The organism is Variovorax sp. AC194, assembly GCF_979257995.1.
The window spans coordinates 2,919,803-2,933,963 of record NZ_OZ409823.1 but is presented as its reverse complement, the minus strand read 5'-3'; the positions used below and the strand labels follow the sequence as shown (position 1 = coordinate 2,933,963).

Genomic DNA, 14,161 nt, shown 5'->3' with positions numbered 1-14,161 from the left:
ATCGCACGAGGCGGGCTGGCGCAGAGATGGTTGCCCGGCGTGGAACGCGTCAGGCGCTACGGCCTTGCACCCGCCGCGGGCGCCTCCGGCCAGCGCTGCGGCACACGGCGCAGGTTGTCCACCGAATAGCCCAGCTCCTTCAGGCGCGCCACCGCCGTCTGGTAGGACGCCTCGGAGATCTGCGGCGTGCGCGCCATGATCCAGGCGTAGTCGCGGTCGCTGCGGCCGATGATGGTCAGCTGGTAATCGCGGTCGATGTCGACGATCACGTATTCGGCCTTGATCGGCCAGACGAACTGCATGCCCCAGACCGCGTTGTTGGTACCGGGCACTACAGTGCCGACCGGGTTCATCGTCTTGAGCTCGCCGTCGAACGCGCCTTCACGGTAACGGAACCGCGTGGCGATCTTGCCGTCGGGCTGCAGCGTGTACGACTCGACCGCGTTGAAGGCGTTGCGCTCGGGCCGCGTGGGGATGTTGCCGATCACGTACCAGTCGCCAGCGAAGCGCTGCAGGTCGACCTGTGGCACCGGCCGGATCGTGACGTTCGGCGACACGGCGCAGCCGGCGACAAACAGCGCCGTGAAGAAGGCGGCGGCAAGCAGGATGGTCGGCTTGGCGAATTGCGAAGGCGCACGTTTCATGGTGGCGGTTCCGGAAGTTCGCTGGCAAGGTACCGGCCGTTCCGCGCCGGAGGCGTCGGACGGGGGCCTGCGGCTTTGCAAGCCTTCTCGCTTCAGGCCGAATATAAGCACAAGCACAAGCGCATCGCGGGCGGCGGCCGACACCCGCATTCAGCGCTTGGGCTCGGAAGCCCCAGCCCCAGCCGCATCCGGGTCCATCCAGAACGCTCCCCACAGGTGGTCGTCGGGATCGGCGAGGTCCCGGCCATACATGAACCCCAGGTCCTGCACCGGGTTGACATCCGCCTTGCCGCCATGGGCTGTTGCGGCCAGGTTCATCGCGTCCACGGCGTCGCGGCTCTCCAGGGACAGCGACAGCATCACCCCCGCGGTTCCGGGCGCCGGCAGCGGTCGGTCGGTGAAGCTGCGCCACTTGTCGTGCGCGAGCAGCATCGCGTGGATGGCCTCGCTCCACACCATGCACGCCGAAGCGTCGTCGCTGAACTTCGGGTTGCGCCGGAAGCCCAGCGCCTCGTAGAAGGCGATCGAGGTCTGGAGGTCAGCAACGGGAAGGCTGACGAAGATCATCTTTGCCATGGATTTCCTTGGTCGAAGCGTTCGCAGTGGTGAGCGGGATAAGGGCCCAGCTCAACGCTGCCTGCCCCCCAACACTGTGCCCGGCCTGACCCTGTCCGACGCGCGCACAACCGCCCGCCGAATTCAGTTCGCCGCGAAGCAGTACATCAACCCAGCGCTCCCACTCATCTTCAGCTGATCGACGCTGCACCCCCGCGTACCGTGCGATGAGTTCCACGACGCATTCGCGACCGGATCGGGATTGGTCCCCTTGTGGTCGTGGTGGCCCACGATGGCGGAGCCGCCGTCGCTCTTGGTCCAGTTGCCGCACGTGGTGTCCTTGCCGGCCTCTGGCACGGCCAGCGTGCCGTCGGGGCGGGAGCCCGTGAGGATGTCGTGGCGGTTGACCGTGTCGCCGAAACCGGAGACGACCTCGCCCTTCTCGGTGAGCGAGGTGTCCTTGCCGACCTTGGCGTTGGCGCTGTGCAGGTCGGCCACGCCGGTGGCGACGACCACGCCCTTGGCGTTGGTCCACGGACCAGTGCCGATCCGGTCGCGCGCATTGACGGCCGGCTGCCCGTTCGCGGCGGTGGTGCTCAGGTAGGCGCGCCAGTTCTTGCCGCCCGCTCCCGCGCTCGTGGCCAGCGACTGGCAGAAGCGGTCGGCGCCGGCGAGGCCGCCCAGGTCGCCGCCCTTGCCGGGGTTGGCGCTCGTGATGAAGAAGCTCATGGGCTTGCCGCCCGATGACGAACCCATGGCACCGCAACCGACGATCAGTGCGGCGGCGGCAACAGCGGCGGCGGCGCCCGCGGAAAGAATGAAGCGACTGGGCATCGGGAGGCTCCTGGCAGTGTGGTTTGGAGCCGGGAGGCTAACGCAGCGCAGCGCAAGCGGCAACCCGAGCCGCCCCTAGGCGGCGACCGCGACCCTCACGCCCAGTTCTGCGCCACCCCGTTGCGCACCGTCGCCCACGCGGGCGTCTTTAGGTAGTTCTGGGTCGCGCTTACCAGTTCGCCCACATTCTTGTAAATCGTCCAGACCGAACGACTGGCTCAGCGGTACGTCGCCGCGCGTGCAGTCGCAGCCCAACTGCGCAGTGGCGTCATCACTGCGCGAAAGGTGTCGTCGAGAGATCGGCTTCGACCGGTGCAGCCCCCGCAAGGTGCGCAGACTGGTCGCAATACTCGATCAGGATCTCGGTGAGGACACGTATCTTCCGCGCGGGATGCTGGCCCGGCGGGCGGATGACATAGGCCCCCGCCGGTGGCGGCGGATGACGAGTCATGACCGGCACCAGCGCCCCCGAGGCCAGCTGCTCATGGATGAGCGACTCGGGCAGGTAGGCGATGCCCAGGCCCGCCGTCGCGGCCGCGACCAGCGCCGTGCCGTTGTCGCTCTTGAAGCGCCCCTGCGGCCGCACCGTGATGACCTTGTCGCCGTCCGTGAGTTGCCAGGCCTCGGTGCCCTGCATGAGGGCCTGGTGCGCGGCGAACTCCTCCAGGGTCTCGGGCGACCCGTGCGCCTCGACGTAGCCAGGACTCGCGACCAGCAGCCCACGCAGATGACCGATGCGCCTCGCGACGAGGCCGGAGTCCTGCAGATGGCCCACCCGTATCGCACAGTCGTAGCCCTCCGCGATGAGATCGACGAAGCGGTCGCTGTAGCAGGCCTGCACGTGAAGCAGCGGGTGGCGCCGCGCCATCTCCGCGAGGATCGGCGCAAAGTGCGTCAGCCCGAAAGAAAGCGGCACCGCCACACGCAAGCGCCCGCGCAATTCGCCGGCGGGCAGGATCGCATCGCGGGCCGCGTCGATCTCGGCGCAGACCCTGGCCGCATGGTCCCGGAACGTGGCCCCAGCCTCCGTGAGCGCGGCCCCGCGGGTGGATCGCGAAAGCAGCTGGACACCCAGTTCCTTTTCAAGCCGCAACAGGCGGCGGCTGACGATCGACTTGGCCACGCCCAGCCGCAGCGCCGCGGCCGAAACCCCGCCGGCATCCGCAACTTCCACGAAGGTTTCCAGTTCTTCGATGTCCAACTTGGCGTTCCTTGTTTCGCGACACAGCTCGCCTCGAAATGGTACTACCGCATCGATTTAAGGAACAACACAATGCATTCAGGCAACGGCGCTTTAGGCGCATGTTCCCTGACGAAACCCAATCCCCTCCACGAGGGCAATCAAGGATGTATCAATGACTTTTCGAAATGGCCTCGCCTCGCTTCTTCGTCCCGAAGACTCCGTACTCGTTCTGATCGACCACCAGCCATTCCAGCTCGCGAACCTCAACAGCCACGACCCGCAGGCCGTGGTGAACAACACCGCGGCGCTGGCGAAGGCCGCCAAGGCCTACCGCGTGCCGACCATCCTGACCACCGTGGTCGCCGAGCGCGGCGGCCTGCTCTTTCCGCAGATCACCGATGTGTTCCCGGGCCAGGAAGTGATCGACCGCACGCTCATCAACACCTGGCAGGACAAGAAGGTCGTGGACGCGGTCAAGGCCACAGGCCGGAAGCAACTGGTCATCGCAGGCCTGTACACCGAGATCTGCGTCGCAATGCCCGTGATCCAGGCCCTGGGCGAAGGCTGGGATGTGACGGTGATCACCGATGCGTGCGGCGCGGTCTCGACGGAGGCGCATCAGGTGGCCATCCAGCGCATGATCGCGGCCGGCGCGAACATGATGACGTGGCTCGCACTGGTGTCCGAATGGCAGCGCGACCACGCGCGGACCGAGCACACCGCCGAGTTCGTCGACATCCTCAAGCACCATGCGGCGGGCAGCGGCATCGCGTTTTTGTGGGAGCAGCAGTTGCTCAACACGCCGGTGCCCGCCAACGCGGCATGACCTGAGCGGGGATAGCGAGGTCTCGACTTAACGTAGCGCGAAGGCCAAGGGCTTTCGGGACCTCCTCATTCCTCGCTGTCGCAAGGCCGCCATCAGCGATGCGCGCGCCTTCTGGCACCCTCCCCGCGCCCTTCCCGCACCCGTCCCCAATCAGGCCCAGTTCTGCTCCACCCAGTTGCGCACCGCCGCCCACTCGGCGGTCTTTATATAGTTCTGCGTCGCGCTTACCAGCTCGCCCACGTTCTTGTAATCGTCCAGCGCGAAGGGTTGGGCCAGCGGCACGTTGCCGCGCATGTAGTTGTTGCCCAGCAGTTGCTGCGCCTGGATCGCCGCCAGCTGCGCGGTCGCATCCATCGTGAGGTTGAGCAGCGCCGTCGCCGGCACCGGGCCATTGCTGAACGGCCACAGCCAGTGCGTGACGCCCCAGGCCAGCGGATCGGGCACCGAGGCCGGCGGCACGCCCACCGGATTGGCGCCGGTGCCCAGCGACAGCATCACGATGTCCGACGTGCCGGTGGCGTAGCCCTGATAGATCGCTTCCACCACGGCCGTCATCGAGGGGTTGTTGGCGAAGGTGCCGCCGTCGGCGAAGTAGCCGAAGCCGCCCACCTGGTACGGCGGAAAGTACGTCGGCGCGGCCGAGGTGGCGAGCGCCGCGTCCACCATGCTCACGTCGCGGTAGGTGTTGCTGCCGCCATTGGAGAGCGTGCATGGCGCCCAGCTGTTGTCGCTCGCGTCCCACAGCCGCGCGGAGTTGACGGCCACGAAGCGGCTCGCCGACGACAGCGCGCCGGTGCCCACCAGCTGCTGCGCCACCTTCTGCAAACCGGTGTTGACGTACTGGCTCTTGAAGATGCCCGGGCCGCTGCGCAGCAGCTCTTCGGTCGACTGCGCCGGGCGGCGGTCTTGCTGCTTGGCCTCGGCCTCCAGCAACCAGCCGTTGGGCTCGAAGATGGTGGCGCCCTGGTTCTCGTAGAGATCGACGATGGCGTCGATGCCCACGCCGCTCACCAGGCCCAGCGAGATCAGGCCGCCGGTGGAGGTGCCGGCAAAACCGTTCGCGCCCTTGACGATGCCGAAGCTGCGGTCCAGGTCCTGGATCAGCAGCGCGGTGATGACGCCGCGAATGCCGCCGCCGTCGCAGCAGAGAATCTTGAAAGTCATGGCAGTGCTCCTTGCTTGAGTGAGTGAACGAATGAACGAACGAGTGGATCGGTCGATGAATGGATGAGCCGCACTGTGGCGCTTCTTCGTGCACCGATCCATTTCACGTCATTACAGGCACATCGCGGTCACCGGCTGCTGCGCGACGCGCCCAGCCCACTACCAAGGCGCCACCCCGCACGCTACGCGGCGCGCCCCCGCTCTTGCGCCACAAGCGCCCTCGCCTGCAGCCTCATCGCCTCGTAGCGCTGCGACTTCTCCAGGCGCTTCGCTTCCGCGGACGCGCTGCTGCACTTCACCCGCCCGGCCGCTCGCCCCGTGAACTCGAACCACTGCGAAGCGGGGTCGCCGATGAAGCGGCGGCCGGTGTAGTGCAACACCACCTCCGGATGATCCGAACGGATGACGTCATCCGAAAGCCGCGCGCGCGGGTCGCTGGCCGGGAGCGGAATCTCCGAGCGCGCCACCGTGCCGCACGGGCCCCAACCCACGCCTTCGACGCCGGCCAGCGCCTCTTCCAGCAACGCGTATTCGTCCGTCGGCAGATAGCTCCTGTGCACGTTCAGCTTCTGGAGTTGACGCAGGTGAACCGCGGGGAGCAGCGCGGGATACGGCGCGCGGCATTTGACCTGCCACAGCGCCAACACCTCCAGCTGCGAGAGCCCGCGAAGAAACTCGAAGTCCTCGATCGGCTGCTCCCAATCGGTGGTGCCGTGGATCGCAAGGTACTTGAGACTCGTCGAGCCCGCGAGGCCGCCGAAGCTCGACACCCTGCGCAGGTTTTCCATGTGCACCGCGCGAAGGTTGGGCAGTGCGCCCAGCGGCGAGAGGTCGCTGAAGCCCGAGACGTACTCCAGCACGAGCTCTTGCAGCGCATGCATCGGGCGGATGAAATCGAGCGTCTTCGGCCGCGCATGCGTGATGCGCAGGCGCTGGACCGACGGGAGCGCGCCGATGGCCGCCAGCTGCTCGGCCGAGGGCTCGTGCAGCGTGAGCTCGACGAGGTGGGGGAACGCGAGAACGCGCTGCCAGTTCGGGTCGTCCTTGCTGATCGTGAGGATGGTGATGTCGGCACTCGCCTCGGGCACGTCGTCGATGCGATGGGCGTAGCGCTCCCGGTTGGGAACGATGGTCCAGTAGCTGCCCTCGCGGTCCAGAAAATCGCCGAAGTGGTGTCGCACGGTGCTGCCTCCTGGGGGTGTCTAGGGGGTGTCTGCGTTCAGTTCATTGCTGCTTGCGGTCGAGCAGTGCCGCAACGGCCGCCTGCACCGACGCATCGGGGTTGTGCCCGCCCACCTCCGTATCGGGCACCACGCCGACGCCGTGAATGCGCGAGCCGGCCGGTGAGGCCCAGTACGCGCTGGTGTACTTGATCGCGCTTGCATCGCCCAGGCGCGTCATCGTCTGGATGCTTCCCTTGCCGAAGCTGGTGCGGCCATAGAGCGTGGCGCGCTTGTGGTCCTTCAATGCGGCCGCGACGATCTCCGCGCCCGAGGCGGTGGCCTCATCGACCAGCACGGCCAGCGGAAGGGTGCGAATCTCTCTGGGCAACTCGGCGAGCGGGTCGGGCCCGGTGCCGCGCGAATAGTCGCCTTGCGTTGCGCGGAAGACTTGCTGGGAGCGCGGCGTGCGGCCGCTGAACGTGGCGACCAGCGTGTCGGCCGGCAGGAACATCGAGGCCACGCCGATGGACGCATCGACCAGCCCGCCCGGACAGGCGCGCAGGTCCAGGATCAGCGCCTTGAACGGCTGGCGCCGCCACTCGTCGCGCAGCAACGCCGCGGTGTCCCGCAATGTCGATTCCTTGAACGACGGAATGCGCAGCATCGCCACGGACGGCCCCGGGCGCGAGACCTTCGGGCCCGCCACCGAGACCACGCGCCGCTGCACCGGAATCGCCCGGACCGACAGATCGGACTCCCGGAACACCGTGAGGGTCGCGCTGGTGCCCTGGCGGCCCCGGAGCAACTGCACCACCTGATGCGCCTCCAGGTCCTGCGTGTGCGTGCCGTCGACGGCATAGAGCTGGTCGCCGAACCGGATGCCCGCCTGCGCGGCCGGACCGTCTTCGATGGGGGCCAGCACGGTGCGGCCTTGGCGCGTGCGGAATTCAACGCCCATCGTGCCGGCATCGGGAAGCGGCGACGCCATGAACTTCTCGTTCTCGGCGGGCGTGAAGTACTCGCCTCCCTCGGGGTCCGAGCCCTGCACCATGCCCCTGATGGCCGAGACGATGAGCGCCCGATCGTCGGGCTTCTCGGGCAGCGATTCGCGCAGGATGGTGTAGGCACCGGCCAGGGCCTGCAGTTCGTCGCGCGGTATGGGCCGGATCTCGGTCCTGTCCTGCGCGATGGCAATGGCGGATGCTGCCGCGAGCAGCGTTCCGAAGACGGCGAGTTTCAATGCGGCCTCCCTTGTTTTGGTTTGTCGATGTGCGGGTGCCGCTGCCCGGGCCAGAGTCTGCGCGGCGAAAAACCGGGTGATTCTGCCAGCGCCCAATGACGCGGAAATCTGCGCGCCCTCGCCTCGCAAACATTAGCAATTTGCAGCGATGAAGCGAAACCTGCGCGTTCCGAGAATTACTAGCGCATTCAGTTTCCCCGCACGCGCCGGCTCTCTCTAAAGTGGATGCCTCGTCACTCAACGACCCACACCGTGGGCAAGGAAGGCATCACACACCACACGCTTTGACGGATGAACCGCTTCGCCTCGCGGCGGGCCATCGGTGCGATGTGCATTCGATGAAAAAAACGCGGGGCACAAAAGGCGACGGCCGGGGTGTGTCAGCACCCCAGCCGTCTAACCACATGACGTGCAAACACTTTGAAAGAGAGCACAAAACATGGCTGATCGAATTATGGCCGGGCGTCCCACGCCCACACCCCGCGGCAACTCGACCACTCCCCCGGACGGGCCCAGCGCGGCGGATCTTCTTGAGAACAGGCTGACGCAACTGAAATCGCTGCTGGCGTGCTGCTACGGCGACAGCATCGACTGGTTCGGTGACGTGGGGCCGAAGCATCTGGATAACGTGATCTGGCTGATTGCGGATCTGGTGGATGAGGCGGGGGAGTTGCACCAGCGGTGTGAGAAAGAGCGGGCCGGGCAACGCGGCGTGGCGCCGACCGATAACGCATGAGTGAAAGGCGCGTCGCGCAGAGACGCGTCGCCGCGCCCAGTGGCCCCGGTCCCAGGATTTGGGCCGCAAGTGGAGTCTTGCGAGGCCAATGGCATAGCAAGGCCCCTCGCTCCGCGTCGTGCGAAGGGACAACTCGACTGCAAATCTCCAGTACCGATTGCTATCCAGCACCTGCGCAGAAGAACGACAGAGACCTCCAATCTGGGGTACGCCCTCTTCACGCCGAATGAAATAAGGCGTTACATCTATAAGCTCAACCTTGGCTTGGAGTGACTACGCCAAGAACTCCATTTTCTCGGCGACTATAGAAGCATGAAATACAACGATTCCAAGCTGGATAAAGATCTTCGCAAATGGTTTGCCAACGACTACACCAAATCTTTGCTCCGGAAAATCGAACTCGTCGATGGAACATTTAGAGGAGTGACGCCATTTTCGCTAGCCATTGATTACCCAATAACTGCCATTGCTGGAAAAAATGGAGCCGGCAAATCAACCCTCATCGCTATTGCGTGCTGTGCTTATCATAATCAAAAAGGTGGATTTAAGCTACCAAGAAGAAAAAACAGCTACTACACATTTAGCGATTTTTTTATTCAGCACACCGCAGAAAAATCACCTGATGGCGTAGACATTCATTACACCTTTGCAGTCAATACTTTCGACAAGACAAAATATCCTGATGGCTGCGGATTGGGGTATCAGCGGCGCTGGAAAAGCCTCGGGGGAAAATGGAACGATTACGACTCTCGCCTGGCAAAGCCTGTGGTATTTCTTGGAATCGAGCGCATAGTACCGCATAGCGAAAGAAGTCAGTCGCGCTCATATTCAAAGGCATTTTCCAGCATTAAAATGGAGGGCTGGGAAAATAAAGTAAAAACAATCGTCGGGAAAATATTGGGAAAGCAATACGACGAATATCGGTTGCTCTCCCATTCAAAATACAGCCTGCCATTAGTTCGAATTGGACAAACCGTTTATTCGGGATTTAACATGGGCGCAGGAGAAAATGCACTTTTTGAAATTTTCTCAACGATTTATGCATGTGGCGGAGGTTCGCTGATCGTTCTTGACGAAATTGAATTAGGCTTGCATTCCGAGGCCCAACGTCGCTTTATGCAGAGTTTAAAAGCGACTTGCTTCGAAACGAACACTCAAATCCTATGTACGACACACTCGCGCGAGATATTTGATTCTTTGCCGGAAGATGCTCGAATATTCATTGAGCAAGTCAATGGGAAAACTCGCATTACGCCAGGAATATCATCTGATTTTGCAATGGCCAAGCTGGGTGCCGTTCAGGACAAGGAGTTACAGATTTATGTGGAAGACGATATTGCCCAGTCGATCATTGCAGCGGCGCTTCCGGCGAACTTGAGAATCAGAGTTGACGTGGTAAGAATTGGGTCGGCGACTGCCATGGCACGGCAATTGGCCGCCGCATATATGCGAAAGGAAAACCGCCCAATTCTGGCAATATTTGATGGTGATCAGCGCGCTTTAGAATTAGCCAATACAAAGCATGCGAAGGCAATGGCCGAAAATATTAAGCATGATTTTGATGATTGGCTAGCCAATCGCATCTCCTATTTACCATCCGAGAGTTGGCCGGAACTATGGCTAATTGGCGAAGCAAAGAAAATAATTCCAGCGATTGCTGCCGTGGTTTCTGCCGAGGAAGACGATATGACGATGTACTTAGAATACGGACTTCAGGCGGGAAAACATAGCGAATTTTTCGAAATATCCAAGCAACTTGGGCTGACGCGCGAGCAAACGATTGACATGCTCATTCCCGTTATATGTGCTTCGGCAAACTCGGAACTTGAAGGCATTCGGCTAAAAATTTGCGAGCTCTTGGGTACGCATTTGTGATTCAGCAAAAACGGATGAAGTAGATCGAATTAATTCAAGCGGGTAAGGACGGCAAATATGGCGATTGGACGAGAAGATGTACCGCAACGGCTCTACAAGTATTTCAGCCCTGAGAGGCTAGACTGCTTAGACAGCGGCATGATCCGATATACACCATTATGCGCTTTCAATGACCCATTTGAAGGACGTCCTGACATTTCAGAATTAACGCCTCCTCAAGAACTTCTAAAAGCGCTTGAACTCGAAACATTGGAGCAAGCCGAATCTTCTTACGATCAATTTAGCGACGATCAAAAAAGAAAAATTCCCTATGCTACCTATCTGCAACTATTTAATGCAGCATTTGCAGAAAAGCAGTCCGAAATAATATCGTTTTACTCCAATACATCAGTTGAGATGAAGCGAAGAATTCTCTCTTCCATGGATACACTTGTGGGCGCGCTGTGCCTTACGGAGGAGCCGACAAACATATTAATGTGGCCCCATTACGCGCAGAATCATGAAGGGTTCGTCGTTGAATTTGATGCGCACCACGAATATTTTCATGCCCAACGTTCGGCGCAAGACGAATTCAATCGACTTCGTCGCGTCAATTATCGACGGGAGCGCCCAAATCTTGACTTTAAAGATATGAATGGAATTGTTTTATTTTTAATAAAAAGCAGCGATTGGGCGTATGAAAACGAATGGAGGCTATTAAAACCTCTCGCGGATGCAAGTAAAAGGATCGACGTAAAGCCATATCCTATTGACCTGTTTACCTTTCCTCGTAGCGCAGTTAAATCCGTAATTTTGGGGGCTCGGGTATTGCCTGAGACTCTCAATAAAGTGCTAGCGATATTGACTTCCCATGCCGAATACGCCGGCGTTCGAGTCAAAAAGGCGGTGGCTGACTCAAGGGAGTTCCGATTAACTCTCCAGGATCAACCAAGCTCGCCGTAAACCTCTTCGCTGCTCCACTTCACACGTTCTGATCTTCTAGGACGCCGCCACCTCGGTTCTGTCCTTGGACTGCCGCAGCAGAATCACAAGCCCCGAAATCAAGAAATAAACAGCCCCCACCGCCGCATACCCCCCAAACGTCTGCACCACAGGCGCCGCACTCCCTTGCTGCGCCACAAAGAACCCGCCAGCCAGCGCAGACTGCGCCCCGCTCAGCATCATCACCCACTGCCCCTTGTCGCCCTTGCGCCGGCGAATGGCGGTCGCCAGCTGCAGCAGCCCCGCCACGATCGCCCACACCCCGAAGATCGCCAGGATGATCTGCAGATGGAGCCCGAGCGATGCCGCAACGGCCACGGTGACCAGCGCGCTCATCCACGCGTTCGCCACCTGCGTGGGGTTGGCCTTGGCGCCGCCGGTCATCCGGGCGTCCCACAGGTTCGCCAGCGCGTCCCACGCGGGGTAGACGACGAGCAGCGCGCTCGCCACGACGGGCGAGCCCTTGGCAACGGTGAAGGCGAGCGCGACCCACGCGAAGGAAAACGCGGCGCGAACGAAGTAGAGCTTGCGAAGCCACGCGGCTCGCTGAAGTGCAGAGGGGTTGGTGTTGGACATGGCAATGGCGGTTGAAGGCCGCGAGGTTGAAAAGAGGAAGAAGAAAAAGGAGGAAGAAAGCTCGTCGCCCCTCGAGCGAGGCGGGTGCAGCCCATTCTGTTGAAGCCGCCCCGCCCGCGGTATCGGTCGAATGACCGACAAGGCCCGAAAGACTGTGCGATGCTGGCTTTTGCTTTCACCCTCTCCTGCCTTCCGCCCCTCATGTCCGACGACTCGACCATTGCCGTTTTCGACGCCATCCGCGCGCTCGCCTTCATCGGCGACCTGAGCATGGGCCAGCCGACCGACCATTCGCTGCGCACCGCGTGGCTCGCGGGAATGATTGCGACCGAGGCGCGCTGCGCCCCCGCGCAGGTCGAGGCCGCCCGGCACGTCGCGCTGCTGCGCTGGTCGGGCTGCACGGCCAATGCGCAGGAGTTCGCGGACTTTCTGGACGACGACGTGCAGGGCCGGCAAGCGCTGCTCGCATCGCAGAAGCCGCGCGCACCGCAGCAGCAGCAACTACAGCAGCAGCAACCGCGCAGCGCGGCCATTCCGGGCGCGATGCTCGCCATGGCCAACATCCATTGCGAGATCGCCGGCGACATCGCGAACACGCTGGGCCTCGGCCCCGACACCGAAGCGGCGCTGCGCGCCATCTTCGAGACCTACGACGGCGGCGGCGTGCCCGGTCTTCTGCAGGGCGATGCCGTGCCGCTCGCGACCTACGTCGTGGCGCTGGCGAGCGACATCGAGATCTTCAGCCGCCTCTACGGCCTGGACGAAGCGATGACGCTCGCGCGCGGCCGCGCAGACAGCGTGTACCCGGGCGCGCTGGTCGATGCCTGCGCGCCGCGGGTTTCGGCGTGGCTCGCGACGCTGGATTCGCCCACCCCGCCGTGGACCGACGCGGCCGACGTGGCCGACATCTCCGATGCAGCCGATGCAGCCGACCATCCCGCGATGCTTCGCCGCGTTGGCCTCGAGCTCGTGGGCGACGTCATCGATCTGAAGCTGCCGTGGATGACGGGCTACTCCCGCCGCGTGGCCCAGCTGGCGCGCGATGGCAGCGCACGCGCGGGCCTCGATGCGGCGCTGTGCCACCGCACCTACAAGGCCGGGCTGATCCACGGCATCGGGCGGGCGTCGGTGCCCAACGCGATCTGGAACGCGCCCGAGCCGCTGCCGGCTTCGTCGCTCGAACGGCTGCGGCTCGTGCCGTACTGGACCTCGCGCGCCGCGGGGCAAATCGACGGGCTCGCGCATGAAGCGGAGATTGCATCCTTCGCGTTCGAGCGGCGCGATGGCTCGGGTTATTTCCGCGGGCGCTCGGGCACGGCGATGCCGGTGGAAGGGCAATTCGTGGCGGCGGCCGAGCGGTGGGTGTCGCTTCGCACGCGGCGTCCGTGGCGGGCCGAATTCACTGAAGCAGAGGCGCTCGACTGCATGAAGCAGGACGCAGCGGCGGGCCGCTTCGATGCGCACGTTGTCGATGCGCTGCTGGCCATCGCGATGTCACATGCGCCCGCGAAGCCTGTGGCGCCGAAGGGCGGCGAGCCCTCGTTGTCGGAGCGCGAGCTGGAGGTTTTGCGCTGCATCAGCAGGGGCGAGAACACCAAGGAAGTCGCGCGCGCGCTGGGCATCAGCCCGCGCACGGTGCGAACGCATGTGGAGCGGGTGTTCATCAAGCTCGAATGTTCGACGCGCGCGGCCGCGACGTTGAAGGCGTCGACGCGCGGGCTGATCTAGCCGCGAAGTTGTGGGCCGGGACGGGGCGGGCCGCGATGTGGCGGGCCGCCCGCTCGATCACTCCGCTGGCCCGACCCACTGCGCGCGCCATGCGGGCGCATCGAACGGATCGGCGAAGTACTGCGTCTCGCGCGCCACCTTGCCGTCGCGAAACTCCATGATGCTCACGGTGAAGGCGCTCTTGCCCGCGTAGTCGATCTGGTACTCGGTGACCCACACGCTGCCCTCCCCCGTGATGCGCCGCACCGCGAAGCCCGAGGGCTTGCCGGGGTGATGGCTGCGAAGCGCCTGAAGGTTGCGGCGGCCGCGGATGACCTCGCCCGATTGCGGGTAGGTGCACACGGCATCGTCGTGATAGATCTCGTGCTCGGCGGCCTGGTCGCCCGCGGCGGAGGCGAGCCAGTGGCGATCGAGTGCCGAGCGGATGTGCTGCTGCGTTTGCATGGTCGATGTCCTCGCGGGTTCGATGAGACCAACGGCACCAATGAAACCATGGTGTCATCGGCGTGCGGCATCGACGCGCCGCGCGAAGCGCAAGGCCGATGCCGTTCTGCCCGGCAGTCTATGCGTGCGCGGCGCGACGCATTGAAACGAGTCTTGCACTTGCCAACTACCCAGCTTTCACAAGGCTCGCAGGCATCGCATGGCACTCTTTT

The 14,161-nt window shown here is 63.1% G+C and carries 14 protein-coding genes; 5 read left to right on the top strand and 9 right to left on the bottom strand.

Translation table 11 applies throughout. The annotated features are described in order from the left end of the window. Positions 1–56: 56 nt before the first annotated feature. From ACZYRS_RS14085 to ACZYRS_RS14070, 4 genes are all read right to left on the bottom strand, one after another. The gene (locus ACZYRS_RS14085) at positions 57–644 is read right to left on the bottom strand and encodes a lipocalin family protein (RefSeq protein WP_463419762.1); all 588 of its coding nucleotides are present in this window, start codon (positions 642–644) and stop codon (positions 57–59) included. 150 nt (positions 645–794) lie between these two features. Continuing rightward, on the bottom strand, positions 795–1,220 hold the full coding sequence (locus ACZYRS_RS14080) for a VOC family protein (protein WP_463419761.1): 426 nt from the start codon (positions 1,218–1,220) through the stop codon (positions 795–797). A 123-nt stretch (positions 1,221–1,343) separates the two neighbouring features. Further along, positions 1,344–2,033, bottom strand: coding sequence for a hypothetical protein (locus ACZYRS_RS14075; protein WP_463419760.1), 690 nt, complete (start codon positions 2,031–2,033; stop codon positions 1,344–1,346). Between the two features lie 271 nt (positions 2,034–2,304). Beyond that, positions 2,305–3,234 carry a LysR family transcriptional regulator gene (locus tag ACZYRS_RS14070; protein WP_463419759.1) on the bottom strand — a complete coding sequence of 310 codons (930 nt, stop codon included), beginning with the start codon at positions 3,232–3,234 and terminating at the stop codon, positions 2,305–2,307. Between the two features lie 154 nt (positions 3,235–3,388). Between ACZYRS_RS14070 and ACZYRS_RS14065 the strand changes: the two genes are divergently transcribed. Then, positions 3,389–4,042: a hydrolase gene (locus ACZYRS_RS14065; protein WP_463419758.1), complete on the top strand. Its 654-nt coding sequence runs from the start codon at positions 3,389–3,391 to the stop codon at positions 4,040–4,042. 150 nt (positions 4,043–4,192) lie between these two features. Here the strand turns inward: ACZYRS_RS14065 and ACZYRS_RS14060 are convergent, their stop codons facing one another. The 3 genes from ACZYRS_RS14060 to ACZYRS_RS14050 all read right to left on the bottom strand — a co-directional run bounded on the left by ACZYRS_RS14060 (position 4,193) and on the right by ACZYRS_RS14050 (position 7,609). Then, positions 4,193–5,206, bottom strand: a complete 1,014-nt coding sequence (locus ACZYRS_RS14060) for a patatin-like phospholipase family protein (protein ID WP_463419757.1) — start codon at positions 5,204–5,206, stop codon at positions 4,193–4,195. Between the two features lie 182 nt (positions 5,207–5,388). Next, a complete protein-coding gene (locus ACZYRS_RS14055) occupies positions 5,389–6,387 on the bottom strand; it encodes a leucine-rich repeat domain-containing protein (protein WP_463419756.1) in 999 nt (332 codons plus the stop codon). Positions 6,388–6,430: 43 nt separating this feature from the next. Then, positions 6,431–7,609, bottom strand: coding sequence for a S41 family peptidase (locus ACZYRS_RS14050; protein ID WP_463419755.1), 1,179 nt, complete (start codon positions 7,607–7,609; stop codon positions 6,431–6,433). A gap of 439 nt (positions 7,610–8,048) precedes the next feature. Between ACZYRS_RS14050 and ACZYRS_RS14045 the strand changes: the two genes are divergently transcribed. From ACZYRS_RS14045 to ACZYRS_RS14035, 3 genes are all read left to right on the top strand, one after another. Further along, complete coding sequence (locus ACZYRS_RS14045) at positions 8,049–8,345, top strand: hypothetical protein (RefSeq protein ID WP_463419754.1); 297 nt, start codon at positions 8,049–8,051, stop codon at positions 8,343–8,345. Between the two features lie 312 nt (positions 8,346–8,657). After that, the gene (locus ACZYRS_RS14040; protein WP_463419753.1) at positions 8,658–10,220 is read left to right on the top strand and encodes an ATP-dependent nuclease; all 1,563 of its coding nucleotides are present in this window, start codon (positions 8,658–8,660) and stop codon (positions 10,218–10,220) included. Between the two features lie 57 nt (positions 10,221–10,277). Next, the gene (locus ACZYRS_RS14035) at positions 10,278–11,162 is read left to right on the top strand and encodes a DUF2971 domain-containing protein (protein ID WP_463419752.1); all 885 of its coding nucleotides are present in this window, start codon (positions 10,278–10,280) and stop codon (positions 11,160–11,162) included. 36 nt (positions 11,163–11,198) lie between these two features. On the opposite strand, the gene ACZYRS_RS14030 is transcribed toward ACZYRS_RS14035, so the two are convergent. Next, positions 11,199–11,777, bottom strand: a complete 579-nt coding sequence (locus ACZYRS_RS14030; protein ID WP_463419751.1) for a DUF308 domain-containing protein — start codon at positions 11,775–11,777, stop codon at positions 11,199–11,201. 201 nt (positions 11,778–11,978) lie between these two features. Here ACZYRS_RS14030 and ACZYRS_RS14025 point away from each other — a divergent pair, with 201 nt between their 5' ends. Next, the gene (locus ACZYRS_RS14025) at positions 11,979–13,505 is read left to right on the top strand and encodes an HD domain-containing phosphohydrolase (protein WP_463419750.1); all 1,527 of its coding nucleotides are present in this window, start codon (positions 11,979–11,981) and stop codon (positions 13,503–13,505) included. A gap of 57 nt (positions 13,506–13,562) precedes the next feature. On the opposite strand, the gene ACZYRS_RS14020 is transcribed toward ACZYRS_RS14025, so the two are convergent. Next, positions 13,563–13,949 carry a nuclear transport factor 2 family protein gene (locus ACZYRS_RS14020; protein WP_463419749.1) on the bottom strand — a complete coding sequence of 129 codons (387 nt, stop codon included), beginning with the start codon at positions 13,947–13,949 and terminating at the stop codon, positions 13,563–13,565. Positions 13,950–14,161 lie beyond the last annotated feature (212 nt).